The following is a 26,220-nucleotide window of genomic DNA, read 5'->3' on the forward strand; positions in this document are numbered from 1 at the left end:
GCCGTTTCCCGCATCCTCAGGGAGCGGGGGCCAGTCCCAAGAGCCAAGGATCAACGCCGAGCGCGTGCATGTCGACACCCAGGCGGGGACGGACCTGCTGCACAGACCCTGTAAGCGAGGCCTCCGTGCTCCGTTGAGCAGCCAAGCGAGCAGCCAAACCAGCGAACCGGAGCGGACGATCACGGACCCGGACGCCACGCCGGGCACGAGGATCAGGCCGTGGAACAGCACCTGGAGACCGACTCGTAATGCGTTGGTCGCCGGCGAGGGCCGTCAGTCTGGCGCCTCCGAAGCCGGCGGCTGCCGGTACTGGTAGATCTGGGTGTCATCAAGCGCGTCAGCAAGAACGTAGACGTGCTCAACCGCGGGTGCCAGGACGCTGGTCTCAGTTGTGGTCTCGTTCGCCGGGGTACGCAGGGGCATGCTGCCGTTCATCAGAGGGCGGCATGCCAACTCACGGCCCCGGCCGAACCGTCGCAGACGAGTGATCGCAGACCTCGAAAGCGTGTGAGGGTTTACGCCCTCCGCGGGTTCAAATCCCGCCGCCGCCACCGCCAGCAGCCGAAGCGCCCGGGACCTCCCGGGCGCTTCGTCGTCCACCGGCAGCCCGGCCAGTCCGTCAGCAGGGGCCGTAGCCCTCGTCGAAGAGGCGGCGCGCCCAGTCGGCGTACCCGGCGATGATCTTCCGGACGGTCGTCCCGTCGTGCAGGAAGAGGTACGCGCGGTCGCCGTTGCGGGCGAGCAGCCCGTCGAGCCGGTACGTGCCCCGCGGCGCCCGCAGCGGGGTCGCCGACGGATAGCTGTCCCGCACCTCGCTCACCGGGGTGCCGACCGTGATGCCCTCGGGCGTGCTCATCGGGTCATCGAGCCAGAGCAGCACCAGCCGGTCGTCGAAGAAGACCGGGCTGACCGTGCCGTGCCCGGTGAGTGTGGGGCCGCAGGCGTCCTCGTCGGAACGCAGCACCCCGCGCCGGGTCAACTCCTCCTCGGTGGCGCCGAACTCGATGTCGCTCAGCCCGTCGAGACCGACCACCTCGGCGTCGCCGACCGGCCGGGCCGGCACGTCCGGCCCCTGTGGACGGACGCCGCTGCCGGCGATCGAGGCGCCCGCCATCAAGGCGGCGATGAAGACGTATTGTCGCAGTTTCATGGAATCCCCCAGTCCCCAACGGGACCGGGGCGATCAGGTTGCTGGTGCCGGCCGGATTGCCGGAGTTCCCACTCCTCGGCCAGCTCGTCCCAGTAGTCGGCGGTGAGTCCGCGCCGGCCGTGCGCCAGCCAGCCGGTGGTGTCGCGTTCCAGGTGCAGGCCGAGTTCGGCGAACGGATCGATCCACGGTCCCGGCTCGGCGCCGAGCCGGGCGAGCGCCGCGTTGATCGGCCACTCGGCGCGCGGACGGTCGAGCGTGCCGTCGAAGTGCGGCCCCCAGCTCACCTCGCCGCCCAGCCACACCACCGACGACTGGTGACCCAGCCCGCCGGCGAACTCGGCCTCCAGGTACGCCACCGGCCCCTGCCGCGACCAGCGGGCCAGCAGCTCCGCCAGTGCGGGCGAGAGGACGAGCTGGAACGGCTGGGCCGGGGACGGCTCCGCGGTGGCGAAGTCCGGCAGCGCGCCGGTCAGCTCCTCGACCAGCTGCGGGGTGACCGGGAGCAGCGCGAAGTCCTGGCGGAGCGCGGCGAGCACCGCGTGGTCCAGGCCGACGGTCTGCTCGCGGAGCAGCTCGACGTCCGCCACGACCGCGCTGAGCTGGTAACTCATCCGATCCTCTCGGCGTCCACAGGCTGTGGATGGAACATGTGTACGACGCGCCACCGGGGCTGCTGCGGGTGCCGTACGTCGATCATCCCAATCCCCTCCGGGTCCGGAAAGGGGCCGACCGCCGAACCCGGTGGACGTGGGAATGCGATTGCCTGCCCGATTCCTGACCGGCTAGTGCCGATCGCCCTGTTGATCACGCGTCGTCCGGCTCTGGGCCTAGCGCGACGTCGTGGAGTACTACGACGAGGCCTACTGGCAGAACGTGAACTGACGGCTCAGCCGTACGACGAAGGGCCGGCCCCGTGCGGGGCAGGCCCTTCGTGTCAGCGAGCGGAGGATACGAGATTCGAACTCGTGAGGGTGTAAACCCAACACGCTTTCCAAGCGTGCGCCCTAGGCCTCTAGGCGAATCCTCCGCGAGCAAGGATACAGGTCCCCGACGGCCCGGCCACCCCACCACCCCCTGAAGATCGGCGCCGGGTCGGGTACGCTTGGCCTACCTCCCGTGCGGCGGTATCTCGTGAACCTCCCCAGGGCCGGAAGGCAGCAAGGATAAGCGAGCTCTGCCGGGTGCACGGGAGGCCTTTCTGTCTCCGGGTGCCGGTAACGTCCCTGCGGGGTCAGGTCCCGGGGTGGTGGGTGGCCACCCGCGCCCGGCCGGCGCAGAATGGCTCGGTCGAGAGGAGGCGGGACGAGTGACGCTGGCGCTCTACCGCAAGTACCGGCCGCGTACCTTCGCCGAGATGATCGGCCAGGAGCAGGTCACCGAGCCGCTGTCACAGGCGCTGCGTAGCGGGCGACTCAATCACGCCTATCTCTTCTCCGGCCCGCGCGGCTGCGGCAAGACCTCCAGCGCCCGGATCCTGGCCCGTTCGCTCAACTGTGAGCAGGGCCCCACTCCCGAGCCGTGCGGGAAATGTGAGTCCTGCCGCTCGCTGACCACCGACGGCGCCGGCTCGATCGACGTCATCGAGATCGACGCGGCCAGCCACGGTGGTGTCGACGACGCCCGCGAGCTGCGCGAGAAGGCCTTCTTCGCGCCCGCCCGCAGCCGCTTCAAGATCTACATCATCGACGAGGCGCACATGGTCTCGACGCAGGGCTTCAACGCCCTGCTCAAGCTCGTCGAGGAGCCGCCGGAGTACGTCAAGTTCATCTTCGCCACCACCGAGCCGGAGAAGGTCCTCGGCACGATCAGGTCGCGGACCCACCACTACCCGTTCCGGCTGTTCCCGCCGAAGGTGCTCCGGCCGTACCTGGAGCAGCTCACCCAGGCCGAGGGCGTCGCCGTCGAGCCGGCGGTCTTCCCGCTGGTGGTGCGCGCCGGTGGGGGCAGCATGCGGGACAGCCTCTCGGTGCTCGACCAGCTCATCGCCGGTGCCGGGCCGGAGGGGGTCACCTACGCCCGGGCCGCCGCGCTGCTCGGGGTCACCGACGCCGCGCTGATCGACGAGATGTGCGACGCGCTGGCCGCCGGGGACGGCGCCGCCGCGTACGCCACCGTCGACCGGGTCGCCGAGGCCGGGCACGACCTGCGCCGGTTCGCCTCCGACCTGCTGGAGCGGCTGCGCGACCTGATCGTGCTCCAGCAGGTGCCGGACGCCGCCGCCAAGGGCCTGATCGACGGCCCGTCGGACCAGATAGAGCGGATGACGGCCCAGGCCCAGCGGCTCGGCCCGGGCACCCTGTCCCGTTGCGCGGACATCGTGCACAACGGCCTGGTGGACATGCGCGGCACCACCGCGCCGCGGCTGCTGCTGGAGCTGATCTGCGCCCGGATGCTGCTGCCCGGGGCGGACGACTCCACCGGCGGGCTGCTCCAGCGCCTGGAGCGGATGGAGCGCCGGCTCACCCTGGGTGGCGGCGAGCTGCCGTCGACCGCCGCCGGGCCCGCCCCGGTCGCTCCCGCCGCTCCGGTACGCCCCGAGCCTCCCGCCCCGACCGCGGCTGCCGCCGCGCCCCGGCCGGAGACCGCCGGCCCGCCGGCGGCTGCCGGTGCCCCGTCCGGGGTGGCCGCCGCACGCGCCGCGGCCACCGGTTCCCCTCCCACCCCGGCCACCCCGGGCGCGGACCGGTCCGAGCCGTCCCCGGCCACCGCCGGCCCGGCCTCCGCTGATCCGGCGTCCGGCGTCCCGCGCCGGGTGCTCCCGTCGGCGGTGCTGCCCGACCCGGCCACCCCGGAGCCGCCCCGCCCCGGCGCCGCCGGGCCCGGCGCCCTCGACGCGGTCGCGGTGCGCCGGGTCTGGCCGGAGGTGGTCGGCAAGGTCAACCGGTCGAACAAGCGGATCGCGGCGCTGATGCGTGACGCCGTCGTCCGCGAGTTGGACGGCGACACGCTGGTGCTGACCGTGAAGTCGACTGTGCTGGCCAAGATGATGTCCGACCACGCGCCGGTGCTCACCGACGCGCTCTACGAGGAGCTGGGCGGCCGCTGGCAGATCCGCTGCGAGGTGGCCGGCGAGCGGGGTGGGGTGTCGCTCGGCGGCTCGTCGCGGGCGGCCGCCCCGGCCCGCCCGGCGTCCCCGCCGCCCGCCACCCCCACGCCACCCGGTCCGGCCGCGTCCGGTCCGGTCACCACCGCTCCGTCCGGGTCGGGGCCGGTGTCCGACGGTTCGACCGGTTCCGCCCCCGGCGGTGGTCCGGCCGGTCCGACCGCGTCCGGCGGCGGTCCGGGTGGCCGCCCGTCCGGGCACCGCGCCACCTCCGGTGACCCGTCCGGGCACGGGGTCGCCCTGGGTGGGAAGGTCGACGGTCCGGCCCGCGCGGAGTCGAGCGGTGCGCCCCTGGCGACCGCCGAGGAGGACTGGCCGGAGCCGGCCCGTCCCGGTGGCGGCCCGGGCGGCGAATCCGACTGGCCCGAGGCGGCCCGCCCCGGCGGCCCGGCCGCCGCCGGTTCGGACGACTGGCCGGAGCCGGCCCGCCTCGGTGGCGCGACGGAGGCCACCCCGGCGACGGCCGGCGCGCCGGCCGCCCCGGCGGCCGGGGCGAACGCCCCCACGGCGACGGCCGTACCGAAGCCGGCGGCTCCTCCGGCGGCGAGCAGGGCCCCGGTGAGCAGCGCGATCGCGGCGGCCCGGGCGGCGGCGGCCGGGGCCGGCGCCGCCAAGGGCGCCCGGGCGGCCCAGCCGGCCCGGAAGACCGCGGACGCCGACTGGGCCGGTGAGCCGCCGTACGACCCGGACTACGACGGGCCGGTCCGCGGCGGCGGACGCCCGGCCGTGGCGGCTCCGGTGGCCCCGACCTACGAGGGCTTCGACCCGGGTGACGAGCCGCTGGACGAGGTGATCGACGAGCGGACCGCCCGGCAGTCCAGCGAGGAGCAGGCGGTGCAGCTGCTCCGGGAGGCGTTCGGGGCGGAGAAGATCGACGAGGTGGACGCGCGCTGATCGCGGTCGGCCGACGAGGACGGGTGCCGCCGCCCGACTAGGCTGGGCGGCGGCCGAGCAGACGAGTGCGAGAAGGAGCCATCCGTGCGCCCAGGTGGACAGCCGAACATGCAGCAGATGCTGAAGCAGGCGCAGAAGATGCAGCAGCAGATCGCCAAGGCCCAGGCCGAGCTGGCGGACGCGGAGCTGACCGGCACCGCCGGCGGCGGCCTGGTCACCGCGACCGTGGCCGGCACCGGCGAACTGAAGTCCATCAAGATCGACCCGAAGGCGGTCGACCCGGAGGACGTGGAGACGCTGGAGGACCTGGTCGTCGCGGCCGTGCACAACGCCGCCGAGGCGGCCCGGGAGCTGACCGAGCAGAAGATGGGCCCGGTCACGGGCGGTATGGGCGGCCTCGGCCTGCCCGGGTTCTGAGCCGGCAGATGTACGAGGGTGCCATCCAGGACCTGATCGACGAGCTGGGACGGCTGCCGGGCGTGGGCCCCAAGAGCGCGCAGCGGATCGCCTTCCACGTCCTGTCGGCGGATCCGGCCGACGTGAACCGGCTGGCCGGCGCGCTCCGCAAGGTCAAGGAGCTGGTGCGGTTCTGCACCACCTGTTACAACGTGGCCGAGTCGGAGCTGTGCCGGATCTGCCGCGACACGCGGCGCACCGACGAGGTGCTCTGCGTGGTCGAGGAGCCCAAGGACGTGGTGGCGATCGAGCGGACCGGTGAGTTCCGCGGTCGGTACCACGTGCTCGGCGGGGCGATCAACCCGCTGGAGGGGATCGGCCCGGACAACCTGCGGATCCGCGAGCTGATGACCCGGCTGAGCGGTGGCGCGGTGCGCGAGTTGATCCTCGCCACCGACCCGAACACCGAGGGCGAGGCGACCGCGACGTACCTGGCCCTGCTGGTGAAGCCGATGGGCATCTCGGTGACCCGGCTGGCCAGCGGACTCCCGGTCGGCGGCGACCTGGAGTACGCCGACGAGATCACGCTCGGTCGGGCGTTCGAGGGCCGTCGGGCGGTCTGACCGACGCCGTGGGCACCCTGGCCGGCACCCTCCTCGGGGTGCCGGCCAGCTTCGTCCGCGTACCCGGTATGTGGGACAAGTGCCGAGCGCCACGTGCCCGGCTGCGGGTCCCGTCAGCTGGGCGGTTTGTGGCGATCCGCCTGATTCCACGATCGGCCTCGTGCTGTGACAGGCCCGTTTGTCTGGAGATCGGGCAGTGTCAGACCCGACTACTTGGTGTCGGCTTGATAGCGATTGCCTAACGGGCGTTCCGCTTCCGTGTGTCGTGTCATAGCCTCCGGCACACGGACTGGGCCACAACTCGGCGTGGTCATGCGCATGACAGAGGTGAGAGATGCAGGCAGACAGGCTTAAAGCGGCCGTGGCCCTCGCGGCCGCTGCCGCTCTGGCGGTCGGGGCGTCCGGCTGCGCCAAGAGCGAGCGCGACGATGAGGGCGGGGGCGCCAAGACTGGCGGCACCTTTGTCTTCGCAGGGGCCGGTGACCCGAAGAACTTCGACCCGATCTTCAACGACGACGGTGAGTCGTTCCGGCCGATCCGCCAGATGTACGACACCCTCATCCAGAACAAGCCGGGCACGGCCGACCTCCAGGGCGCTCTGGCGGAGAGCTGGGAGCACGACGCCGAGGGCAAGGTCTGGACCTTCAAGCTGCGCAAGGGCGTCAAGTTCCACGACGGCACAGACTTCAACGCCGCCGCGGTCTGTTTCAACTTCGACCGCTGGTTCAACATGAAGGGCGCCGCCGCCCAGTCCCAGATGATCTACTACTCGGACGTCTTCGGCGGCTTCGCCAAGAACGAGGCCGAGGGCGTCGGCCAGCCGGTCTACAACAAGTGCGAGGCCAAGGACGACGGCACCGCCGTCGTCACGATGAACCAGTACAAGGGCGCCTTCCCCGGTGCCTTCGCGCTAACCGCGCTGTCGATCGCCAGCCCTGAGGCGCTGAAGAAGTACGACGCCGACGCGGTGAAGCAAAACGGCGACTCCTTCGAGTACAGCGCGTTCGCCAACGAGCACCCGGTCGGCACCGGCCCGTTCACCTTCGGCGGCTGGGACAAGGCCAAGGGTGAGATCACCCTGAACCGCAACCCCGACTACTGGGGCGAGAAGGCCAAGGTCGACAAGCTGGTCATCAAGGTCATCAAGGACGAGAACACCCGCAAGCAGGAGCTGCGCGCCGGCACCGTCCAGGGCATCGACTTCCCGGCCCCGGCCGACCGCAAGGCGCTCTCCGGCGAGGGCTTCCAGGTCCTCGACCGTCCGGCGTTCAACATCCTCTACCTGGGCTTCAACCAGAAGAACCCGAAGCTGAAGGACCTGCGGGTGCGGCAGGCGATCGCCTACGCCCTCAACCGTCAGCAGCTCGTCCAGACCAAGGGCCCGGGTGGCACCAAGGTCGCCGACGAGTTCATGCCGGACACCGTGCTCGGCTACGCCTCCGACGTGCAGAAGTACGAGTACAACCCGGAGAAGGCCAAGCAGCTGCTCAAGGACGCGGGCGTGCAGAACCTGACGCTCAACTTCTACTACCCGACCGACGTCTCCCGGCCGTACATGCCGAACCCGCAGGAGATCTTCACCGTCCTCGCCAACGACCTGCAGGCCGTCGGCATCAAGGTCAACGGTGTGGCCCGCCCGTGGAACGGTGGCTACAAAGACGACGTGCAGCAGTTCGGCAAGCAGGACCTGCACATCCTCGGCTGGACGGGTGACTACAACGACCCGGGCAACTTCGTCGGCACCTTCTTCGGTCGCGCCAAGGTCGAGTTCGGCGACCAGGCGATGACCGAGATGTTCGACGCCATCACCAAGGCCGACGGCACCGTCGACGAGGCCGGCAAGAAGGCCGCCTGGGAGCAGGTCAACCGTGACATCGCCGCCAAGTGGCTGCCGGCCGTGCCGATCTGGCACGCCCCGCCGGCCATCGTCGTCACCAAGGACGTCAAGGGTCTGGTCGCCAGCCCGCTGACCGACGAGCGGTTCAACACCGTCAGCGTCGGCTGAGCACGCCGCTGAACCGCTGACGCCGTACGCGGAATCGGCCCGGGCCGGGCATAAGCCCCGGCCCGGGCCGAACCGCTGATATCGAGAATCTGGTGTGAGAGATGTTGCGAGTCATAGTCCGCCGCCTGCTACAGCTCGCGGTGACCCTGATAGCGCTGTCCGCGCTCATCTTCATCTGGTTGCGGAACCTGCCCGGCGGCCCGATCGAGGCGCTGCTCGGTGAGCGGGCCACCCCCGAGCGGCGCGCGCTGCTGACCAAGGCGCTCGGCTACGACCAGCCGATCCTGGTGCAGTACGGCAAGTTCATGCAGCGGGTCCTGACCGGCGACTTCGGCAACTCGATCCGGACCGGCGACCCCGTCAGCGAGGTGATCGGTCGCGCCTTTCCGGCCACCATCGAGCTGGCCCTGGTCGCCATGATCATTGCGGTCGGGCTCGGCGTGCCGCTCGGCTACCTCGCCGCCCGGCACCGCGGCCGGCTGCTGGACAATCTGAGCATCGCGGGCACCCTGCTCGGCATCTCGATCCCGATCTTCTTCCTGGGCTACCTGCTCAAGGACGTCTTCACCCAGAACATCCACTGGTTCCCGCCCTCCGGGCGGCTCAGTACCGGCGTGGACAACACCGAGGTCACCGGCTTCTTCGTCCTCGACGGACTGCTCACCCGGGAGTTCGACGCCACCGCCGACGCGCTCTGGCACCTCATCCTGCCGGCGTTCACCCTGGCCACAATCCCGCTGGCGGTGATCGTCCGGATCACCCGGGCCAGCGTGCTGGACGTGCTCAACGAGGACTACGTCCGCACCGCCGAGGCCAAGGGCCTGCGGCACCGCGTCATCCGGGGCCGGCACATCCTGCGCAACGCCCTGCTGCCGGTGGTCACCACCATCGGCCTGCAGACCGGCGCGCTGCTCTCCGGCGCGGTGCTCACCGAGAAGGTCTACAACTGGGGCGGCCTCGGCACGCTGATCACGGACTCGATCAGCGGCGGCCGCGACTATCCGGTGCTCCAGACGCTGATCCTGCTGGCCGCGCTGGTCTTCGTGGTGGTCAACCTCCTGGTCGACCTCTCCTACGCCTTCATCGATCCGAGGGTGCGTGTGCGATGAGTGACCCGATCACCCGGCCCGGCGTGGCCGCCCGCCGCGACGGCGCGGACCAGCCCGGCACCGACGAGCGCCGCCCGGGCATGAGCGAGCGCGGCATCGGACTGCTCGGCGAGCGCAAGAAGGCGCGACTGGACGAACTGGCCCGCGCGAGCGCCGACAAGGGCGGCGTGAGCCTCGTGCGGGACGCGATCCGTCGGCTGCGGCGCAACCCGGTTGCCATCGTCGGCGCGTCGATCGTCGCGCTCTTCGTCCTGATGGCGATCTTCGCGCCGCTGCTCGCGCCACACGACCCGGCGCAGCGTTTCGACGAGCTCACGAAGAACCTGACCGTCGACAACATTCCCGGTGCCAGCAGCGACTTCCCGCTCGGATCCGACCCACTCGGGCGGGACTTCTTCTCCCGCATGATCTACGGGGCCCGGCAGACCCTCTTCGTCGGCGTGGTCGCCACCCTGATCGGGCTGAGCCTCGGCGTGCTCATCGGGGCGATCTCCGGCGCCTTCGGCGGCTGGGTCGACAACATCATGATGCGCTTCACCGACGTGATGCTGGCCCTGCCCGCCCTGCTGCTGGCGATCAGCCTGGTGGCCATGGCCAGCCGGTCCAGCCAGTGGACGGTCATCTTCGCGGTGGCCATCGTCAACGTGCCGATCTTCGCCCGGCTGCTGCGTGGTTCGATGCTGGCCCAGCGGGAGAGCGACCACGTGCTGGCCGCCCGGGCGCTGGGCGTGAAGCAACGCAACATCGTGCTCCGGCACATGCTGCCCAACGCGATGACCGCGGTGATCGTGCAGGCCACGTTGACCCTGTCCACCGCCATCCTGGAGGCCGCCTCGCTCTCCTTCCTCGGGCTCGGCGACCCGGACATCAACCGCGCCGAGTGGGGTCTGATGCTCGGTGTGGACGGTCAGCGCTATTTCGAGGTCCGTCCCGAACTTGCCTACTACCCGGCGCTCGCGATCATCGTGGTCGCGCTCGGCTTCACCCTGCTCGGTGAGGCGATGCGCGAGGCGATCGACCCGAAGAACCGGCGGTGACGGCGATGCGACGGACCAGCACGGCCGGCGGACGCCGGCGAGAGGACGTGACCCGATGAGCCTGCTCGACGTACGCGATCTGAGCGTGGTGTTCCAGCGCCGCGGTGAGCGGCCGTTCACCGCGGTCGACAAGGTGAGCTTCAGCGTGGAGCCGGGGCAGACCGTCGGTCTGGTCGGCGAGTCCGGCTGCGGTAAGAGCGTGACCAGCCTGGCGATCATGGGCCTGCTGCCGAAGCGGGGCAACAAGGTCACCGGTGAGGTGCTCTTCGAGGGCGCCAACCTGCTCAAGCTGCGCCCGGACGACATGCGGGACCGCCGCGGCCGGGACATTGGCATGATCTTCCAGGACCCGCTCTCCTCGCTGAACCCGGTGATCCCGATCGGCGTGCAGGTCGCCGAGGTGCTCGAACGGCACCAGGGGATGGACCGGAGGAAGGCCCTGCGGGAGGCCCGGCAGCTGCTCGACGCGGTCGGCATCCCGGACCCGGAACGCCGGCTCAAGGAATACCCGCACCAGATCTCCGGCGGGATGCGCCAGCGCGCGCTGATCGCCATCGCGCTGGCCTGCAAGCCGCGGCTGCTGATCGCCGACGAGCCGACCACCGCGCTGGACGTGACCATCCAGGCGCAGATCCTCACCCTGCTCAAGCAGCTCGTCGACGAGACCGGCACCGCGCTCATCATGATCACGCACGACCTCGGTGTGGTAGCGGGCCTCTGCGACACCGTCAACGTGCTCTACGGCGGCAAGGTGGTGGAGCGGGCGGCCCGGCACGAGCTGTTCGCCCGGCCCAGGCATCCGTACACGCACGGTCTGTTGAACTCCGTGCCGAGGCTGGACTCGGTGCGCGGTGAGCGGCTGCACGCCATCCGGGGCTCGGTGGCCGACAACATCCCGTGGACCGAGGGGTGCGCCTTCGCGCCCCGCTGCAACTACGTGGTGGACGCCTGTCTGGAGGGCGCACCCCCGCTGGAGCCGACCGCGACCGGCGGCGACCTGCGATGCAACAACCCCGTTCCGGTGGAGGTGACGGTGCCGTGACTGAACGTACGGAACCATTGGTCGAACTGCGCGACGTCAAGGTCCACTTCCCGATCAAGAGCGGTCTGCTCGTCGACCGCACCGTGGGATACGTCTACGCGGTCGACGGCGTCTCGTTGTCGATCAACGCGGGTGAGACCTACGGGCTGGTCGGCGAGTCCGGTTGCGGCAAGTCCACGCTGGGACGCGGCCTGCTGCGGCTGGTCGAGCCGACCGACGGGGAGATCGTCTTCGACGGCATCGATGTCCGCTCGCTCAAGGGCGAGTCGCTGCGCCGGGCCCGTCGCCGGATGCAGATGATCTTCCAGGATCCGCTGTCCAGCCTGGACCCCCGGCAGTCGGTGGAGTCCCTGCTGGTCGAAGGGCTCAAGGCGCACGGCCTGGCCGACGACAAGGCGGCCACCGGCAAGCGGCTTCGGGAGACCCTGGAGGCGGTCGGCCTGCCCGCCTCGGCGCTGCGCAAGTACCCGCACGAGTTCTCCGGCGGCCAGCGGCAGCGGATCGGCATCGCCCGTGCGCTGGTGCTCAACCCGGAGCTCATCGTGGCCGACGAGCCCGTCTCGGCGCTCGACGTGTCGATCCAGGCGCAGGTGCTCAACCTGCTGGAGGACCTGCAGAACGAGCGCGGGCTGACGTACCTGATCATCGCGCACGACCTGGCGGTGGTCCGGCACATCGCCGACACGGTCGGCGTGATGTACCTGGGTGGCCTGGTGGAGGAGGCGTCCAGCGACGACCTCTACCGGGAGCCGATGCACCCGTACACGAGAGCGTTGATGTCGGCGGTCCCGGTGCCGGACCCGCTGGTGGAGGACCGCCGTGAGCGGATCCTGCTCGCCGGCGACCTCCCCTCGCCGACCAACCCACCGGCCGGATGTCGCTTCCACACGCGGTGCCCGTGGGCCCAGCCGACCCGCTGCGCCGACGAACGGCCGGCGCTGCGCGACGTGCTCGGCGGGCACCGGGTGGCCTGCCACTACGCCGAAGAGATCGCGGCCGGCCGGATCCGCCCGCACGAGGTGGAGCCGGAACTGGTCCGCCCGGACGACGGTGGGGCGCCGGGTGACACCGGTGAGCTGATCCCGACCCCGTGACGACGGCACGAGGCCCCTTCCCCGCGTCGGGGAAGGGGCCTCGTCGGTCCCGGGTCAGCCCTCTGGGCGGTTGAGCAGGGCGACCGCGATGCCGTGCACCGCGTCCAGCCCGGACGGGTCGGCCAGCGCCACCTTCGCGCCGGTCACCGCGTACCACTCGTCGGCGTCCTTGTACTGCACCCGCAGGGTGACCTGGCCGTCGGCGTACTCGGTACGCAGGGTCAGCTCGCCCGTCACCACGCCAGCCTCGTCGGTCATCACCCCGCCCGGCCCGGCCGTGATGTCCGCGGTCCGCTGCTGCGCCCCGCCGCCGGCCGTGGCGCCCCCGGCCGGGGTGGCCGGCGTGGCGGGCGCCGCGGGGTTGGCGTCGGCGGACATGCCCGCCCCGGAGACGTCCGCGGGTGCCGCCGGGGCGCCGTCCGCGGTCATCCCGGCCGTGGTCGGTCCGGTGCCACCGCCGGTGGCCGGCGCGGCGTCCTCGCCGCCGGCGTCCGGCGTCTTCTCCGGGGCGGGCGTCGCCCCGGCCCCGGTCACCGCTTGCTCGCCCATGTGCAGCCCTCCAACATGTCGGTGAGGGCGGCCTTCTCGGCACTGGTCACCGTCAGCCGCCAGTAGTGCTTGACCGTCACCCAGTCCGCCGCGTACTGGCACCAGTACGACCGGTTCGCCGGCTTCCACTGGGACGGATCCTGGTCACCCTTTGCCCGGTTGGAGGTCAGGGAAACCGCGATGAGCTGCGGCCGGGTCAGGTCGTTGGCGAAGTCGCCGCGCTTCGAGTCGTCCCACTCGTCCGCGCCCGAGCGCCACGCGTTGGCCAGCGGCACCACGTGGTCGATGTCCACGTCCGCGGGATCGGTGAAGGCCCGACCGTCGTAGACGCTCTCCCAGCGCCCACCCACCACGTTGCAGCCGGAGAGCTTGATGCTCTCCCCGTCGCGCTGGAGGACGGTGTCCCGGACGTCGCAGTTCTTCCCGGTGTCCCGCCAGTGCGGGAACCGGGCACGGCTGTAGCCCTTCATCGACCCGGCACTCGCGACGGTCAGCTCACCGAGCTGCTGGCTGACGTTGCCGGCGCTGCTCGGCCCGGTCTCCGGCTCGTCGACCGGCACGCACCCGGCCGTGCCGAGGGCGATCGCCGCGGCGAGCGCGGCCGCCACCGCGGCGCGAGCTCCTGATCTGGTACGCACAGACGACACCTCTCCAGCTTGCGGGCTCCCGGCGATCCCGCACAGTACCCCCGGGCCGGTTTCTGTGATTCGTGGCGTCCGGATGGGATCCCGGGCAGATTGTTAGCCATGACCGCACCCGCACCCGCGCTCCGGACGGGCACCGCCGCCGGGCGGGGGACGCTGCTCGCCGCCGTCCTCGCCTCCGGCATGGTGTTCCTCGACAGCACGGTGGTCAACGTGGCGCTGCCCCGCCTCGGGTCCGAGCTCGGCGCGACCGTCGCCGGTCTGCAATGGACGGTGAACGGATACCTGCTGATGCTGGCCGCGTTCGTGTTGCTCGGCGGGGCGCTCGGGGACCGGTTCGGCCGCCGCCGCGTCTTCCTGCTCGGGGTGGCGTGGTTCGCCTCGGCCTCCGTGCTGTGCGGACTGTCCCAGGGCACCGGCTGGCTGATCGCGGCCCGGTTCCTCCAGGGTGCCGGCGGGGCGCTGCTCACCCCGGGTTCGCTCTCCGTGCTCCAGGCCAGTTTCCACCCGGACGACCGGGGCAAGGCGATCGGCATGTGGGCCGGGCTCTCCGGGGTCTCCACCGCCCTCGGTCCGCTCCTCGGCGGCTGGCTGATCGACACGCTCTCCTGGCGGTGGATCTTCTTCATCAACCTGCCGCTGGCCGTGGCGGTGGTGCTCGCCGCGGTGCGCTGGGTGCCGGAGAGCCGGGACGAGAACATCTCGCGTACCGGCGCGCGCCGGTTCGACGTGGCGGGCACGCTGCTCGGCGCGCTCGGCCTCGGCGGCGTCACGTACGCCCTGATCGACGCCCCGGCCCGCGGCGTCCGCTCCCTGCCGGTGCTGCTCTCGGTGTTGGTCGGGGTGGTCGCCGCGGTGGTCTTCGTGCTGGTGGAGCGGCGGCGCGGGGACGCCGCGATGCTGCCCACCGGCCTGTTCAGCAGCCGGCTCTTCTCGGTGCTCAACATCTTCACCGTGGTGGTGTACGCGGCCCTCGGCGGCTTCACCTTCTTCCTCGCCGTCTACCTGCAGAACGTGGTCGGCTGGTCGGCGCTGCTCACCGGCCTGGCCACCGTGCCGATGACGCTGCTGCTGGCGGCCGGCTCCTCTCGGGCGGGCGCGCTCGCCGCCCGGATCGGCCCGCGGCTGCCGCTGACCGTCGGTCCGGTGGTCGCCGCCGTCGGCCTGCTGCTGCTGCGCCGGGTCGGCCCGGGAGCGTCGTACTGGATGGACGTGCTGCCCGGGGTGGTCCTCTTCGGAGCGGGCCTGACCCTGGTCGTGGCCCCGCTGACCGCCTCGGTGCTGGCCGCCGTGGCCGACCGGTACGCCGGGGTGGCGAGCGGCTTCAACAACGCGGCGTCCCGGGCCGGCAGCCTGCTGGCGGTGGCCGCGCTGCCGCTGCTGGTCGGCCTCTCCGGCACCGGCTACGAGCAGAAGTCGGCGCTGACCGATGCCTTCCGTGGGGCGCTGCTCTGGTGCGCCGGGCTGCTGCTGGCCGGCGGGGCGATGGCCGTGCTGCTGATCCACCGGCCGCCCCGGAAGGCGCCCGGCGCCCAGCCGTGCCCGTCGCTGCCCGCCTCGACCCCACCCGATGAGCGCCGCCGCCGCGGGGCCTGACGGGCGGGCGTCGGCTCGGTAGGGTGTGGCCGCGGCCACCGGGCGTGCCGGAGGGCGCAGCGACCGACCGGGGGACCGTTGACCCAGATCGAGATCAATCCGGGCCAGTTGACCAACGCCGCGCGCGGGCTGGAGCAGTTTGTCGTGCCGGACCTGACGGACGCCGCCCGGCGGATGGCCGACTCGTACCGGCTCGACCCGCCCGGACTGGGTGCGCTGCTGTCGTTCGCCGAGGCCTACTACAACTCCGTCGCCGACTACCAGCTGCGCAACCTGGAGACGGCGGTGCAGGTCGTCGAGTCGGTCGCGGCCGGGCTCCGCCGGACGGTCGCCAACTACCACGCGGCCGAGCAGGCCAACGTGGACATGTTCCTGGCTCCCGCCGCCGCCGCGCCGGACGGCTACCTCGGCGGGCTCGGCGACGCCGGGTTCCCCCGCCTCTTCACCGACCCGCTCGGCGGGATGGACGGGTTGGGCGACGGCGCCGCCGAGGTGCTCACCGTGGGCACGCTGACCATGTTCGTCGGCCTCGGGGTGGCCACCGCGGCGATGGCCCCGGACTATCTCCCCGCGCCGCTCACGGCGTCGGCGATGGTCGCGAACGGGTTCTCCGTCATCGAGGCCGCGCGGGAGCTGGGCGCGGTGGCGGCGGCCCTGGAGGGCTCGGTCATCAAGAAGTTCGACGGGTACGCCACCGGGGCGACGGCCGGCTGGGTGGACGGCAGCGTGGTCGAGTACCGCGACGTCGTCGCCGAGGTGTCCCGGGAGCTGGGTCAGGTGCAGAAGGCGCTCAGCGCGCTGTCCGCGTCCCTGCTGGCCGTGGCCGGTCTGCTCACCGCGTTCTGGCTGGCCTTCATCGCCTTCACCGCCGAGTTCTTCGTGGTGATCCTCGACCTGACGCTCTCCTCGATCGGCCCGCAGGCCCTCGTGCTCCAGCCGATCATCCAGGCGCTCGGCGCGGCCGCCAGCGCCTCCTGGCTGACCGCCAGCGGCACCGTGATCACGGTCGCCACGGCGGCGGTCACCCTGCTCTCCGGCGTGGTCAAGGAGTTCGCCGCGGTGCAGACCTTCGACGAGCAGGGCGACGGCACGCCGGACCTCCGGCAGCTCCGGATCTCCTGGCACTCCGCCTGACACGAGGAAGGTAGCGGCGATGAGCGGTTTCGAGGCCCAGATCCAGCAGGCCATGCGGCAGGTGCGGCAGCGGCTGGACGCGTTCGAGCAGCAGCGCACCGTGCTCGCCGAGACGGTGGGCGAGGGGACCAGCGAGGACGGTCTGATCACCGCCCGGGTCGGCGCGGGCGGCGCGGTGCAGGACCTGGAGATCAACCCACGGGCGATGCGACTGGACAGCCACACCCTGCGGGACTCCATCCTCGCGGCCATCCGCGCGGCCACCGCGAACTGGGCCGAGACGGTACGGGAGGCGACGGCGCGTCCACCGGTCGACCCGGAACAACTGCTGCGGGACTTCGGCGTCGGCCCGGAGCTGAAGTCGACCATGGCGCAGTTCTCCCAGCGCGCCGCCGACATCGAGCAGAACCTCGCCGCCCTCCGCCGGGACCTGGCCGGATGATCGGGCTGACCGCCGAGCCGGGCAGCGCCGGTGAGCTGCTGGTGGTCCGCGCGCCCCGGCGGCCCGGCCACGCGCTCTTCGGCTGGCTGCTGCCGGTCGCCCTCGGTGTGGCCGCGCTGCTGGCCGTGCTGGTGGCGGTGCTGCTCTGGTCCCGGTCACCGGTCGCCGCGATCGGGGGCGCCGCCTGCACCTTCCTGTTCGTGATGTTCTTCGCCCTGCTGCCGGGGGCGCCCCTGGAGCATCGCCGCCGCAGCGGGCGCGACGACAGTGTGGGGCTGCCGATGGCCGAGCTCTCGGCCGAGGGCGTCCGGGCCCGGTACCGGGCGCCGAGCCTCGGTGAGCGGCGCACCGGCGAACCGGCCGACCCGGCGTACGACGCCGCGGTGGCCTGGGCCGACGTCACCGGCTGGCGGTACGGGCGGGACCCGTACGGCCAGTCGGTGATCGTGGTCGAGGTGGCCGATCCGGCGGCGGTGGCGCTGCGCCCCGCCGACCCGCTGCTCCGGTCCTACCTCGACCGGCTCGTCCGGGACACCGGCTCGCCGGTGGCGGTGCGGGCCCCGATCGCCGGGCCGGAGCAGGAACGGGCGGTGGTGGACCGGCTCACCCGGCAGGGCGTGCCCCGCACCGACGGCTGACCGGCCGCCGGTGAGCGGCCCGGCCGACCACCTACCGCCGGGCCGGACGGTGCCCGGGCGGCGCCCGGCGGGGTGCCGGACGCCGCCGTGGGCTCAGCTCCGCGCGCGGTTGACCGCGCTGGTGACCGCCTTCACCGAGGCGGTCACGATGTTGGCGTCCGTCCCGACGCCCCAGACGGTCCGGCCGTCCACCTCGCACTCCACGTACGCGGCGGCCTGCGCGTCCCCGCCCGAGGAGAGCGCGTGCTCGTGGTAGTCGAGCACCCGGACCGCCACGCCGAGGGACTGCAGCGCGTTGACGTACGCGTCGATCGGGCCGTTGCCGACCGCGGCGAGCGAGCGTGTTCCGCCGCCGAAGCCCACCTCGGCCTCGATCTCGACCTTGCCGTCGGCGGTGCCGATGGCGTAGCCGGCCAGGCTGACCACCGGGTCGACCTGGTGGTCGACGAGGTAGTTGCGGGCGAAGATGTCCCACATGGTGCCCGGGTCGACCTCGCCACCGTCGTGGTCGGTGACCTGCTGCACCACGCCGGAGAACTCGATCTGGAGGCAGCGGGGCAGGTCGAGCTGGTGCTCGCTCTTCATGATGTACGCGACGCCGCCCTTGCCGGACTGCGAGTTGACCCGGATGACCGCCTCGTAGGTGCGGCCCAGGTCCTTCGGGTCGATCGGCAGGTACGGCACCGCCCAGGTGAACTCGTCGACCGGCACCCCGGCGCCGTCCGCGTCCCTCGCCAGGGCCTCGAGGCCCTTCTTGATCGCGTCCTGGTGGGAGCCGGAGAACGCGGTGTAGACCAGGTCGCCCGCGTACGGGTGGCGCTCGTGCACCGGCAGCTGGTTGCAGTACTCGACCGCCCGCTTGACCTCGTCGATGTTCGAGAAGTCGATCATCGGGTCGATGCCCTGGGAGAACAGGTTGAGCCCCAGGGTCACCAGGTCGACGTTGCCGGTCCGCTCGCCGTTGCCGAACAGGCAGCCCTCGATCCGGTCCGCGCCGGCCAGCAGGCCCAGCTCGGCCGCGGCCACGCCGGTGCCCCGGTCGTTGTGCGGGTGCAGGCTCAGCACCAGGCTGTCCCGCCGGGGCAGGTGCCGGTGCATCCACTCGATCGAGTCGGCGTACACGTTCGGCATGGCCATCTCGACCGTGGCCGGCAGGTTGATGATCAGCTTCCGGTCCGGGGTCGGGTCGATCACCTCGATGACCTTGGCGCAGACCTCCAGCGCGTACTCCAGCTCCGTGCCGGTGTACGACTCGGGGGAGTACTCGTAGTGGATGTCGGTGTCCGGGGTGTGGATCTCGGCGTACTTCTGGCAGAGCCGGGCACCCTGGGTGGCGATGTCGGTGATGCCGTCGCGGTCCAGACCGAAGACCACCCGGCGCTGGAGCGTCGAGGTCGAGTTGTAGAAGTGCACGATGGCCCGGCGCGCGCCGCGCAGCGACTCGAAGGTCCGCTCGATCAGGTGCTCCCGGCACTGGGTGAGCACCTGGATGGTGACGTCCTCGGGGATCAGGTCCTGCTCGATCAGCTGCCGGACGAAGTCGAAGTCCGTCTGGCTGGCCGACGGGAAGCCGACCTCGATCTCCTTGTAACCCATCTGCACCAGCAGCTGGAACATCCGGCGCTTGCGCTCCGGCGACATCGGGTCGATCAGCGCCTGGTTGCCGTCGCGGAGATCGACCGCACACCAGCGCGGCGCGGCCCCGACCCGGCGGGTCGGCCAGCTGCGGTCCGGCAGGTCGAGCCGGAACTGCTGGTGGTACGGCAGGTAGCGCTGGAACGGCATCCGGCTGGGACGCTGCCGGGCGATCGGATCGGTCTCGACGTCGGTGACAGGTTGAGCCATGACGGAGTGCTCCCTGGGAACATGTGGCGTCAGCAATCGGAAGGTGTCGGCGGGTGCTGCCGGGCCACGGTGCCCGGGCGGTGCCGAGGTGAAGTTCGGATGTGCTGGACGGCGCGGTTCAACTCCGCGACGAGGTGCCGGCCGTCAGGCCTCGTCGCGGCAGCCAAGAAGAAGAAACGCCCGCCACATGACAGGGTGACCCTACGTGATCACGGCGGCCCGTGGTAGCCGGGTCCGTCATGTGAGACGCGGATCCCAGTGCCGGCCGCCGACTTCGCCCTCGCCGCCGCCCGGGATCGGCCCGGTCGCCGTCGACAAGGCCACCGGCAAGGCGTGCTACCTGTCCACCGTGCCGCTCCCCGTCGCGCTGGACATGGCCCCGGCGGCCCGGGACCGCTGAACCTCACCCTGCTCGGCCGGCGGGGCGGCCTCGCCGAGGCGCGGGCGGCGGTCCGCCCAGGCGACCATCGGCACGGCGGCCAGGGCGGCGGCGGCGAAGAGCCCGGCCATCGGCAGCCACCCCCAGCCGCCGGTGCCCACCCCCAGGGCGGTCAGCCCGGCGGGCGCGGCCAGGTTCTGGAACTGCCCGCCGAGCCGGAACGCGCCGACGTACGCGCCCCGGTGCGCGGCCGGCGGCAGTGTGCTGGTGATCCCCCAGGCGCCAGCCGACTGGACCAGCTCGGCGAGGGTGAGCACCACCGCCGCGCCGACCAGCACCACGACGGTCGCCACCCCGCCGGTGAGCGCCGACACCGGCAGGATCAGGCAGAACAGGGCGATCAGCAGGCCCCCGGTCCGCAGCGCCCGGCCCGCGCCGGCCACCGTGTCGGCGCCCCGGCTGGCCCGTACCTGGAGCAGCACCGCGAGGATCGTGTTGAGCAGCACCAGGGCGGCGATCAGGGTGCGCGGGGCGTCGGTGTGGCTGAGCACCCAGAGCGGCAGCACCACCAGGTAGAGCGTGCCGTGCGACATCAGCAGCCCGCACAGCAGTGACACCGCCATGAACGGCCGGTCGCGGAGCACGGCCAGGCGGCTGGTCTTCTCGGTCGGCCGCGTCGCCGCCGGCACCCGGGGCAGCCGGTACACGAAGGCCGCGGTGACCAGCAGCATGACGGCGTTGAACCAGACCATGCCCCGGTACGCGGCCATCGTGTCCACCGCCAGCACCACGCCGCTGATCACCGCGCCGAGCCCGAATCCGACGTTCAACGCGGAGCGCTGGTACGCCAGCGCGGTCACCCGTTCCTCAGGGCGGAGCACGTTGATCGAGTAGACCTGCCGGGCCACCCCGGTGGTCGCGTCCACCACGGCCAGGGCGACCACCACGGCCAGGAAGCCGGCGAAGCCACCCACGAAGGGGTACGCCCCGAAGAGCACCGCCTCGGCGAACATGCCGACCAGCCAGACCCGCTGCGCGCCGTACCGGTCGGTCAGCGCGCCGAGCGGGACCGTCCCGAGCAGGGAGACCCCGGCGGCGATCGACAGCCCCAGCCCGACCTGGGTGGGGGCGAGGCCGAGCGCCCGGGTGAAGAAGACCGCGCTGCCGGCCATGAAGAGGCCGTGACCGACCGCGTACACCATGGCCTGCACGGCCAGGGCGCGGGTCAGCCCGGCCGGTGGTACGACGTGCCGGACGGCGGTGCGGATGGTGTCCCGGGTCCCCATGGGCGCTGAGCAAACCGTGTCCCCCACGGGCGCGTCGAGCCTTTTAAGCTGAGCCGAATTCTCGACGGGGGTGGCGGATGTCGCAGCTGCGGTTCGGCGCGTCCGACGTCGCGGGGGTGCGGTTCGCCGTCTCGCCGGTCTGGGAGACCGTCTCCAGCATGTGGGCCCTGGCGGACCCGGTCCGGCACGCCGTGCACCTGCCCTGGATCGACCAGGCGCGGGCGACCCTCCGCCGCCCCGATGTGGCCGTCCGGGTCCGGCCGCTGGTCGAGCTGACCCGGCCGCGTCGCTGGCTGCCCGACTTCCTCACCCCGCCGGCTGCCGGTCCCGACGCCGACCTGGCCGAGCAGCTCGACGAGATCGCCGCCACCCCGCCCGACGTGGTGGTCCGGGACCTGCTCGCCACCACCCCGGCGAGCCCGCTCAGCCCGTTCGGCCGGGCGCTGCGCGACGACCCCGCCGGCCTGCTGCCGAAGCTGGTCACCGCCGTGCGGGTCTGGTACGACGAAGCGATCGCCCCGGACTGGCCCCGGATCCGGGCGCTGCTGGAGGCGGACATCGCCCACCGGGCCGCGGTGCTCGCCGAGGGCGGCGCCGGGCAGCTCCTCGGCCAGCTGCACGCCAGTCTGCGCTGGACCGGTGACCGGGTGGTGAGCGACGACCCCTGGCAGCTCGACTTCGACCTGGGCGGCCGGAGGCTCGCCCTCAACCCGGGCATCTTCACCGACCGGCGGGTGCTGTGGAACCTGCTGGAGGACTCGCCGCCCGGCGGGACGTACCCGGTGCGCGCGGTGGCCACCCTCTGGGAAGCGGCCCCGGTGGCGGCCGGCGACCCGCTGGCCCGGGTGATCGGGTCCGGCCGGGCGGCGCTGCTCAACCTGCTCGACACGGCGGCCACCACCACCGACCTCGCCCGGCGGACGGCGATGTCCTGCGGGAACGTCTCCCAGCACCTGTCCGCTCTGCACGCCGCCGGCCTGGTGTCGCGGTCCCGGCAGGGCCGGCACGTCCTCTACCGGGGCACCGAGGCCGCCGCGGTCCTGCTTCGCGCGAGCCGGGGCGAGTAACCCACGCGACCGCGCGACCGCCGGCGGCGCGACTGCCGGCCGCGCGACGCCGACCGCACGACGGCCGACCGCGACCCGGGGCCGCCGGGCGCTGGGCGCCGGTCAGCGCAGGAGGAGGGTGGGGAGCGGGTGGCGGTGGCGCAGGCCGGTCTCCTGGCGGCGCAGCTCCTCCGGCAGGGCGAGCGGGTCGCCGAGTCGCCCGACGGCGGCCACCACCACGGGGCGGACCTCGGGTGACAGGTCCAGCTCGGCGGCGAGGCCGGCCCGGTCGAACCGGGTGAGCTGGTGCACGTGCAGACCGAGCGCGGTGGCCTGCACGGTCAGGTGGGCGATCGCCTGACCCAGGTCGTACGCGGCCCGTTCGGCGTCGCCGCCGGTGTGCGCGCCGACCACCAGCGCGGAGGCGTGCCGGACCCAGTGCTGGTCGCCGGCCGCCAGGCTGACGAGGATCCGCTTCCAGGTCTCGTCCTGCCGGTGTCCGAGGGCGAACCGCCAGGGCTGCGCGTTGCCCGCCGAGGGGGCCCAGCGGGCGGCCTCGAGCAGCGAGGACGCCTCGTCGCCGGCCAGCTCGGCGTCCGGATCGAAGGACCGGGGGCTCCAGCGGAAGGCGAGCAGCGGGGTGAGGTCGGCCATGGGGAAAAGAGTCCCCTATGGGCGATTCGCCCCTCGAGGTAGGGCGGCCGGATGTGGCGAAAAGCACCCGTAACGTCACCCAGGGTCAGGGCGTTCCCGCGCTCGGGGTGTCGGACGGGGACGACCCGGCGCGACCGACCGCGTCGCCGTCCACCACCGGCCCGGCGAGTTGCACGGTGGCCGGCGCCGGACCGGGCTCGCCGGCCAGCCTGAGGGTGCCGAAGTCGGCGCGTACCGCGGTCGGCGTCCCGTCCGGCCGGTAGCAGTAGATGCCCACGTCCAGCGGGGCGTTCAGCGAGGCGGAGGTCGACTCGACCGAGTAGCACTGACCGGTGGCCCCGGTCGGCGTCGTGGCGGGGGAGACCGCGAGCGGGGCCCGCCGGTCGGTGAGCACCTCCAACCAGTCGGTGAACGGGTGCTGCACCCGGGGATCGAGCCGCCGGGGCACGGCGTCGTCGGGGTCGCCGAGGCGTACGCAGCTGGCCGGCTCGGGCCGGCCCGCCGACGGCAGGGCGCACTGGAAGAGCCCGTCCGTGGTGGCGGCGAGCGAGACGTCCACCGTGCCGCCCAGTCCCCACGCCGGTACGTCGACCCGCCAGGTGCCGTCGTTCGCGCTGGTCACCACGACCGTGCGTGCCGGGGCGTCGGCCGTGACGTACGCGTACTGCGCGGTGAGGTGGCGGTCCTGCGCGGCGGCCGCCAGTGCGGCCAGCTCGTCGCGCGTCGCGTCCACCCCCGCCGGCACCGGGTCGGCGGTGGTGAGCGGGGCCGGTGTCGGCTGGTCGGCGGTGCAGGCGGCGAGGAGCGCCGGCAGGGTGATCGCCACGACGCCGGTCAGGCGCCGGGCCGCGCGGAGGTGAGCGTGCACCGGGACATTCTGCGGTGCGGGGACGGGTGTCGGGAGCCCGGCGTACGGCGTGTCGCGCCGCCCTCCCGCCGGCGGTTCCCGCCCTGATGAGCCGGCCCTCACCGGGCCGGATGGTGGGATCACCCGACCCGGCGGCTCGTGCCGCCCGATAGGCTGATGAGGTCTGACACGCGCCGCCGGACCGGATCCCGGCGGCGTCGGCACGCTCAGGGTCGCTGGGAGGGAGTGCACCGTCGTGGCACTCGTGGTGCAGAAGTACGGCGGGTCCTCCGTCGCCAATGCCGAGCGGATCAAGCGGGTGGCCGAGCGCATCGTGGCCGCCCGCAAGGCCGGCGACGACGTGGTCGTGGTGGTCTCCGCGATGGGGGACACCACCGACGAGCTGCTCGACCTGGCCAACCAGGTCAGCCCGCTGCCGCCCGGCCGCGAGCTGGACATGCTGCTCACCGCCGGGGAGCGGATCTCCATGGCGCTGCTCGCCATGGCCATCCACAACCTGGGGTACGAGGCCCGCTCGTTCACCGGCTCGCAGGCCGGCGTGATCACCACCTCGGTGCACGGCAGGGCCCGGATCATCGACGTCACGCCGGGCCGCCTCAAGGGCGCGCTCGACGAGGGCGCGGTGGTCATCGTGGCCGGCTTCCAGGGCGTCTCGCAGGACACCAAGGACGTCACCACGCTCGGCCGGGGTGGGTCGGACACCACCGCCGTGGCGCTCGCCGCCGCGCTCGACGCGGACGTCTGCGAGATCTACACCGACGTGGACGGCATCTTCAGCGCCGACCCGCGGATCGTGCCGAACGCCCGGCACATCAAGCACATCACCTACGAGGAGATGCTGGAGCTGGCCGCCTGCGGCGCCAAGGTGCTGCACCTGCGCAGCGTCGAGTACGCCCGGCGCGCGGGGTTGCCGATCCACGTCCGTTCGTCATACTCGACCAACACCGGCACGATGGTCACCGGATCAATGGAGGACCTTCCTGTGGAACAGGCACTGATCACCGGGGTCGCCCACGACCGCAGCGAAGCGAAGATCACCATCGTCGGGGTGCCCGACGAGCCGGGCGCCGCGGCGAAGATCTTCGACACCGTCGCGGGTGCCGAGATCAACATCGACATGATCGTGCAGAACGTCTCCACCGAGGGCACCGGCCGCACGGACATCTCGTTCACCCTGCCCAAGACCGACGGCCCGACCGCGATGGCCGCGCTCAGCAAGATCCAGGAGGCGGTCAAGTTCAAGGGCCTCCTCTACGACGACCACGTCGGCAAGGTCTCCCTGATCGGCGCCGGCATGCGGTCCCACCCCGGCGTCGCGGCCGGCTTCTTCGCCGCGCTCGGCGGGGCCGGGGTCAACATCGAGATGATCTCCACCTCCGAGATCCGGGTCTCCGTGGTCTGCCGCGACACCGACCTCGACAAGGCGGTCCGGGCCATCCACGACGCCTTCGAGCTGGGCGGCGACGCCGAGGCCGTGGTCTACGCGGGCACCGGGCGGTAACCCGATGACCTCGCTGCCCACCCTCGCCGTGGTCGGGGCGACCGGCGCCGTCGGCACGGTCATGTGCCAGCTGCTCTCCTCCCGGCGCAACGTCTGGGGAGAGATCCGGCTGCTCGCCTCCGAGCGCTCGGTGGGCCGGCAGGTGCAGTGCCGCGGCGAGCAGCTAACCGTCCAGGCCCTCACGCCCGAGGCGTTCGACGGCGTCGACGTGGCCATGTTCGACGTGCCCGACGAGGTCTCCGCCGAGTGGGCGCCGGTCGCGGTGAGCCGGGGCGCGGTGGCGGTGGACAACTCCGGCGCGTTCCGGATGGACCGGGACGTGCCGCTGGTGGTCCCGGAGATCAACCCGGAGCAGGTGCGCAACCGGCCCAAGGGGATCATCGCCAACGCCAACTGCACCACCCTGGCGATGATCGTGGCGATCGCGCCGCTGCACCGCGAGTACGGCCTGCGCGAGCTGGTGCTCGCCTCGTACCAGGCGGTCTCCGGGGCGGGGCAGGCCGGCGTGGACACGCTGCACGCCCAGCTCGGCAAGATCGCCGGGGACCGGGTGCTCGGCTCGCGGCCCGGTGACGTACGGCAGGCGGTCGGCGACGAGCTGGGGCCGTTCCCGGCCCCGCTGGCGCTCAACGTGGTGCCCTGGGCCGGCTCGCTCGCCGACGGCGGCTGGTCGTCCGAGGAGATGAAGATGCGCAACGAGTCGCGCAAGATCCTCGGGCTGCCCGACCTGAAGGTCTCGGCCACCTGCGTACGGGTGCCCGTGGTGACCGGCCACTCGGTGGCCGTGCACGCGGTGTTCGCCACCGAGGTGGACGCCGAGGGCGCCCGCGAGGCGCTGCGCAACGCGCCCGGGGTGATCCTGGTCGACGACCCCGCCGCGGGCGAGTTCCCGATGCCGATCGACGCCGTCGGCACCGACCCGTCCTGGGTCGGCCGTATCCGCCGCGCCGTCGACGACCCGCGAGCGCTCGACCTCTTCGTGACGGGCGACAACCTCCGCAAAGGCGCGGCCCTGAACACCGCCCAGATCGCCGAACTCCTAGCCAAGGAACTAACCCACCCCTAACCCCCTCCCTCCCCTCACTCCCCCTCCCCGCGATCTTGCAGTTTGTGCCCGGGCGAATGGCGCGAATGGTGCAAGACGTGGGCCCAAAGTGCAAGATCGCGCGGGAGCGGGAGCGGGAG

Annotated in this window: 23 protein-coding genes, 2 tRNA genes and 1 other RNA gene; 17 read left to right on the forward strand and 9 right to left on the reverse strand. The window is 72.4% G+C overall.

What is annotated here, in order from left to right; all coding sequences use genetic code 11:
• Nucleotides 1-440 precede the first annotated feature (440 nt).
• Nucleotides 441-551 (forward strand) — tRNA-Ser (locus tag ACFOYX_RS17285).
• 68 nt (nt 552-619) lie between these two features.
• Here ACFOYX_RS17285 and ACFOYX_RS17290 read toward each other — a convergent pair.
• The 3 genes from ACFOYX_RS17290 to ACFOYX_RS17300 all read right to left on the reverse strand — a co-directional run bounded on the left by ACFOYX_RS17290 (nt 620) and on the right by ACFOYX_RS17300 (nt 2,177).
• The gene (locus tag ACFOYX_RS17290) at nt 620-1,114 is read right to left on the reverse strand and encodes a hypothetical protein (RefSeq protein WP_377534266.1); all 495 of its coding nucleotides are present in this window, start codon (nt 1,112-1,114) and stop codon (nt 620-622) included.
• Nucleotides 1,115-1,146: 32 nt separating this feature from the next.
• Entirely contained in the window at nt 1,147-1,761 is a 615-nt protein-coding gene (locus tag ACFOYX_RS17295) for a hypothetical protein (protein ID WP_238455267.1), read from the reverse strand.
• Between the two features lie 331 nt (nt 1,762-2,092).
• A tRNA-Ser gene (locus ACFOYX_RS17300) sits at nt 2,093-2,177 on the reverse strand.
• Nucleotides 2,178-2,258: 81 nt separating this feature from the next.
• On the opposite strand from ACFOYX_RS17300, the gene ffs reads away from it, so the two are divergent.
• From ffs to ACFOYX_RS17345, 9 genes are all read left to right on the forward strand, one after another.
• Nucleotides 2,259-2,348, forward strand: an RNA gene (gene ffs / locus ACFOYX_RS17305) — signal recognition particle sRNA small type.
• A 108-nt stretch (nt 2,349-2,456) separates the two neighbouring features.
• Nucleotides 2,457-5,147, forward strand: a complete 2,691-nt coding sequence (locus ACFOYX_RS17310) for a DNA polymerase III subunit gamma and tau (protein WP_322441352.1) — start codon at nt 2,457-2,459, stop codon at nt 5,145-5,147.
• 108 nt (nt 5,148-5,255) lie between these two features.
• Nucleotides 5,256-5,564, forward strand: coding sequence for a YbaB/EbfC family nucleoid-associated protein (locus ACFOYX_RS17315; RefSeq protein WP_234039590.1), 309 nt, complete (start codon nt 5,256-5,258; stop codon nt 5,562-5,564).
• Between the two features lie 8 nt (nt 5,565-5,572).
• Nucleotides 5,573-6,166, forward strand: coding sequence for a recombination mediator RecR (recR, locus tag ACFOYX_RS17320; RefSeq protein ID WP_109800870.1), 594 nt, complete (start codon nt 5,573-5,575; stop codon nt 6,164-6,166).
• Nucleotides 6,167-6,500: 334 nt separating this feature from the next.
• Nucleotides 6,501-8,171 carry an ABC transporter substrate-binding protein gene (locus ACFOYX_RS17325; protein ID WP_322441353.1) on the forward strand — a complete coding sequence of 557 codons (1,671 nt, stop codon included), beginning with the start codon at nt 6,501-6,503 and terminating at the stop codon, nt 8,169-8,171.
• A gap of 101 nt (nt 8,172-8,272) precedes the next feature.
• Nucleotides 8,273-9,280: an ABC transporter permease gene (locus ACFOYX_RS17330; RefSeq protein WP_322441354.1), complete on the forward strand. Its 1,008-nt coding sequence runs from the start codon at nt 8,273-8,275 to the stop codon at nt 9,278-9,280.
• 80 nt (nt 9,281-9,360) lie between these two features.
• Entirely contained in the window at nt 9,361-10,317 is a 957-nt protein-coding gene (locus ACFOYX_RS17335; protein WP_322441417.1) for an ABC transporter permease, read from the forward strand.
• A 55-nt stretch (nt 10,318-10,372) separates the two neighbouring features.
• The gene (locus ACFOYX_RS17340; protein WP_322441355.1) at nt 10,373-11,359 is read left to right on the forward strand and encodes an ABC transporter ATP-binding protein; all 987 of its coding nucleotides are present in this window, start codon (nt 10,373-10,375) and stop codon (nt 11,357-11,359) included.
• Nucleotides 11,320-12,453, forward strand: a complete 1,134-nt coding sequence (locus ACFOYX_RS17345) for an oligopeptide/dipeptide ABC transporter ATP-binding protein (RefSeq protein WP_322441356.1) — start codon at nt 11,320-11,322, stop codon at nt 12,451-12,453. Before ACFOYX_RS17340 ends, ACFOYX_RS17345 begins: the two co-directional genes overlap by 40 nt.
• 54 nt (nt 12,454-12,507) lie before the next feature.
• Here ACFOYX_RS17345 and ACFOYX_RS17350 read toward each other — a convergent pair whose 3' ends face one another.
• Together ACFOYX_RS17350 and ACFOYX_RS17355 are read right to left on the reverse strand one after the other, a co-directional pair.
• The gene (locus tag ACFOYX_RS17350) at nt 12,508-13,002 is read right to left on the reverse strand and encodes a hypothetical protein (protein ID WP_322441357.1); all 495 of its coding nucleotides are present in this window, start codon (nt 13,000-13,002) and stop codon (nt 12,508-12,510) included.
• Nucleotides 12,984-13,640 (reverse strand): HNH endonuclease family protein, encoded by a 657-nt coding sequence (locus ACFOYX_RS17355; RefSeq protein ID WP_322441358.1) that lies wholly within the window; start codon nt 13,638-13,640, stop codon nt 12,984-12,986. Before ACFOYX_RS17355 ends, ACFOYX_RS17350 begins: the two co-directional genes overlap by 19 nt.
• Before the next feature lie 108 nt (nt 13,641-13,748).
• On the opposite strand from ACFOYX_RS17355, the gene ACFOYX_RS17360 reads away from it, so the two are divergent.
• From ACFOYX_RS17360 to ACFOYX_RS17375, 4 genes are all read left to right on the forward strand, one after another.
• Nucleotides 13,749-15,242, forward strand: a complete 1,494-nt coding sequence (locus ACFOYX_RS17360) for an MFS transporter (RefSeq protein ID WP_322441359.1) — start codon at nt 13,749-13,751, stop codon at nt 15,240-15,242.
• 78 nt (nt 15,243-15,320) lie between these two features.
• Nucleotides 15,321-16,376, forward strand: coding sequence for a hypothetical protein (locus ACFOYX_RS17365; protein WP_109800878.1), 1,056 nt, complete (start codon nt 15,321-15,323; stop codon nt 16,374-16,376).
• A 19-nt stretch (nt 16,377-16,395) separates the two neighbouring features.
• A complete protein-coding gene (locus tag ACFOYX_RS17370; protein WP_322441360.1) occupies nt 16,396-16,818 on the forward strand; it encodes a YbaB/EbfC family nucleoid-associated protein in 423 nt (140 codons plus the stop codon).
• Nucleotides 16,815-17,456: a hypothetical protein gene (locus ACFOYX_RS17375; protein WP_322441361.1), complete on the forward strand. Its 642-nt coding sequence runs from the start codon at nt 16,815-16,817 to the stop codon at nt 17,454-17,456. The genes ACFOYX_RS17370 and ACFOYX_RS17375 overlap by 4 nt, the downstream gene beginning before the upstream one ends.
• Nucleotides 17,457-17,549: 93 nt before the next feature.
• Here ACFOYX_RS17375 and leuA read toward each other — a convergent pair whose 3' ends face one another.
• Nucleotides 17,550-19,301 (reverse strand): 2-isopropylmalate synthase, encoded by a 1,752-nt coding sequence (gene leuA / locus ACFOYX_RS17380; RefSeq protein ID WP_322441362.1) that lies wholly within the window; start codon nt 19,299-19,301, stop codon nt 17,550-17,552.
• Nucleotides 19,302-19,637: 336 nt separating this feature from the next.
• Entirely contained in the window at nt 19,638-20,966 is a 1,329-nt protein-coding gene (locus ACFOYX_RS17385) for an MFS transporter (protein ID WP_322441363.1), read from the reverse strand.
• 77 nt (nt 20,967-21,043) lie between these two features.
• Here ACFOYX_RS17385 and ACFOYX_RS17390 point away from each other — a divergent pair, with 77 nt between their 5' ends.
• On the forward strand, nt 21,044-22,033 hold the full coding sequence (locus tag ACFOYX_RS17390; RefSeq protein WP_322441364.1) for an ArsR family transcriptional regulator: 990 nt from the start codon (nt 21,044-21,046) through the stop codon (nt 22,031-22,033).
• 102 nt (nt 22,034-22,135) lie between these two features.
• Here ACFOYX_RS17390 and ACFOYX_RS17395 read toward each other — a convergent pair whose 3' ends face one another.
• Together ACFOYX_RS17395 and ACFOYX_RS17400 are read right to left on the reverse strand one after the other, a co-directional pair.
• Nucleotides 22,136-22,666, reverse strand: a complete 531-nt coding sequence (locus ACFOYX_RS17395; RefSeq protein ID WP_109800884.1) for a nitroreductase family protein — start codon at nt 22,664-22,666, stop codon at nt 22,136-22,138.
• A gap of 85 nt (nt 22,667-22,751) precedes the next feature.
• Entirely contained in the window at nt 22,752-23,534 is a 783-nt protein-coding gene (locus tag ACFOYX_RS17400; RefSeq protein WP_236647389.1) for a hypothetical protein, read from the reverse strand.
• Between the two features lie 235 nt (nt 23,535-23,769).
• Between ACFOYX_RS17400 and ACFOYX_RS17405 the strand changes: the two genes are divergently transcribed.
• Both ACFOYX_RS17405 and ACFOYX_RS17410 read left to right on the forward strand, forming a co-directional pair.
• On the forward strand, nt 23,770-25,035 hold the full coding sequence (locus ACFOYX_RS17405; protein WP_109800885.1) for an aspartate kinase: 1,266 nt from the start codon (nt 23,770-23,772) through the stop codon (nt 25,033-25,035).
• A gap of 4 nt (nt 25,036-25,039) precedes the next feature.
• On the forward strand, nt 25,040-26,101 hold the full coding sequence (locus tag ACFOYX_RS17410) for an aspartate-semialdehyde dehydrogenase (protein ID WP_109800886.1): 1,062 nt from the start codon (nt 25,040-25,042) through the stop codon (nt 26,099-26,101).
• Nucleotides 26,102-26,220 lie beyond the last annotated feature (119 nt).

The sequence above is a fragment of the Micromonospora sp. GCM10011541 genome, from assembly GCF_042650725.1.
In the GTDB taxonomy this organism is placed as follows: domain Bacteria; phylum Actinomycetota; class Actinomycetes; order Mycobacteriales; family Micromonosporaceae; genus Micromonospora; species Micromonospora sicca.

Excerpts from the sequence above, each read along its gene's own strand:
- ACFOYX_RS17385 (WP_322441363.1), bottom strand. The coding sequence starts at position 20,966 with ATGGGGACCCGGGACACCATCCGCACCGCCGTCCGGCACGTCGTACCA.
- ACFOYX_RS17335 (WP_322441417.1), top strand. The coding sequence starts at position 9,361 with ATGAGCGAGCGCGGCATCGGACTGCTCGGCGAGCGCAAGAAGGCGCGA.
- ACFOYX_RS17370 (WP_322441360.1), top strand. The coding sequence starts at position 16,396 with ATGAGCGGTTTCGAGGCCCAGATCCAGCAGGCCATGCGGCAGGTGCGG.
- ACFOYX_RS17295 (WP_238455267.1), bottom strand. The coding sequence starts at position 1,761 with ATGAGTTACCAGCTCAGCGCGGTCGTGGCGGACGTCGAGCTGCTCCGC.
- ACFOYX_RS17410 (WP_109800886.1), top strand. The coding sequence starts at position 25,040 with ATGACCTCGCTGCCCACCCTCGCCGTGGTCGGGGCGACCGGCGCCGTC.
- leuA (WP_322441362.1), bottom strand. The coding sequence starts at position 19,301 with ATGGCTCAACCTGTCACCGACGTCGAGACCGATCCGATCGCCCGGCAG.
- ACFOYX_RS17375 (WP_322441361.1), top strand. The coding sequence starts at position 16,815 with ATGATCGGGCTGACCGCCGAGCCGGGCAGCGCCGGTGAGCTGCTGGTG.
- ACFOYX_RS17290 (WP_377534266.1), bottom strand. The coding sequence starts at position 1,114 with ATGGCGGGCGCCTCGATCGCCGGCAGCGGCGTCCGTCCACAGGGGCCG.
- ACFOYX_RS17350 (WP_322441357.1), bottom strand. The coding sequence starts at position 13,002 with ATGGGCGAGCAAGCGGTGACCGGGGCCGGGGCGACGCCCGCCCCGGAG.
- ACFOYX_RS17325 (WP_322441353.1), top strand. The coding sequence starts at position 6,501 with ATGCAGGCAGACAGGCTTAAAGCGGCCGTGGCCCTCGCGGCCGCTGCC.
- recR (WP_109800870.1), top strand. The coding sequence starts at position 5,573 with ATGTACGAGGGTGCCATCCAGGACCTGATCGACGAGCTGGGACGGCTG.
- ACFOYX_RS17395 (WP_109800884.1), bottom strand. The coding sequence starts at position 22,666 with ATGGCCGACCTCACCCCGCTGCTCGCCTTCCGCTGGAGCCCCCGGTCC.
- ACFOYX_RS17345 (WP_322441356.1), top strand. The coding sequence starts at position 11,320 with ATGCAACAACCCCGTTCCGGTGGAGGTGACGGTGCCGTGACTGAACGT.
- ACFOYX_RS17340 (WP_322441355.1), top strand. The coding sequence starts at position 10,373 with ATGAGCCTGCTCGACGTACGCGATCTGAGCGTGGTGTTCCAGCGCCGC.
- ACFOYX_RS17315 (WP_234039590.1), top strand. The coding sequence starts at position 5,256 with ATGCAGCAGATGCTGAAGCAGGCGCAGAAGATGCAGCAGCAGATCGCC.
- ACFOYX_RS17330 (WP_322441354.1), top strand. The coding sequence starts at position 8,273 with ATGTTGCGAGTCATAGTCCGCCGCCTGCTACAGCTCGCGGTGACCCTG.
- ACFOYX_RS17390 (WP_322441364.1), top strand. The coding sequence starts at position 21,044 with ATGTCGCAGCTGCGGTTCGGCGCGTCCGACGTCGCGGGGGTGCGGTTC.
- ACFOYX_RS17360 (WP_322441359.1), top strand. The coding sequence starts at position 13,749 with ATGACCGCACCCGCACCCGCGCTCCGGACGGGCACCGCCGCCGGGCGG.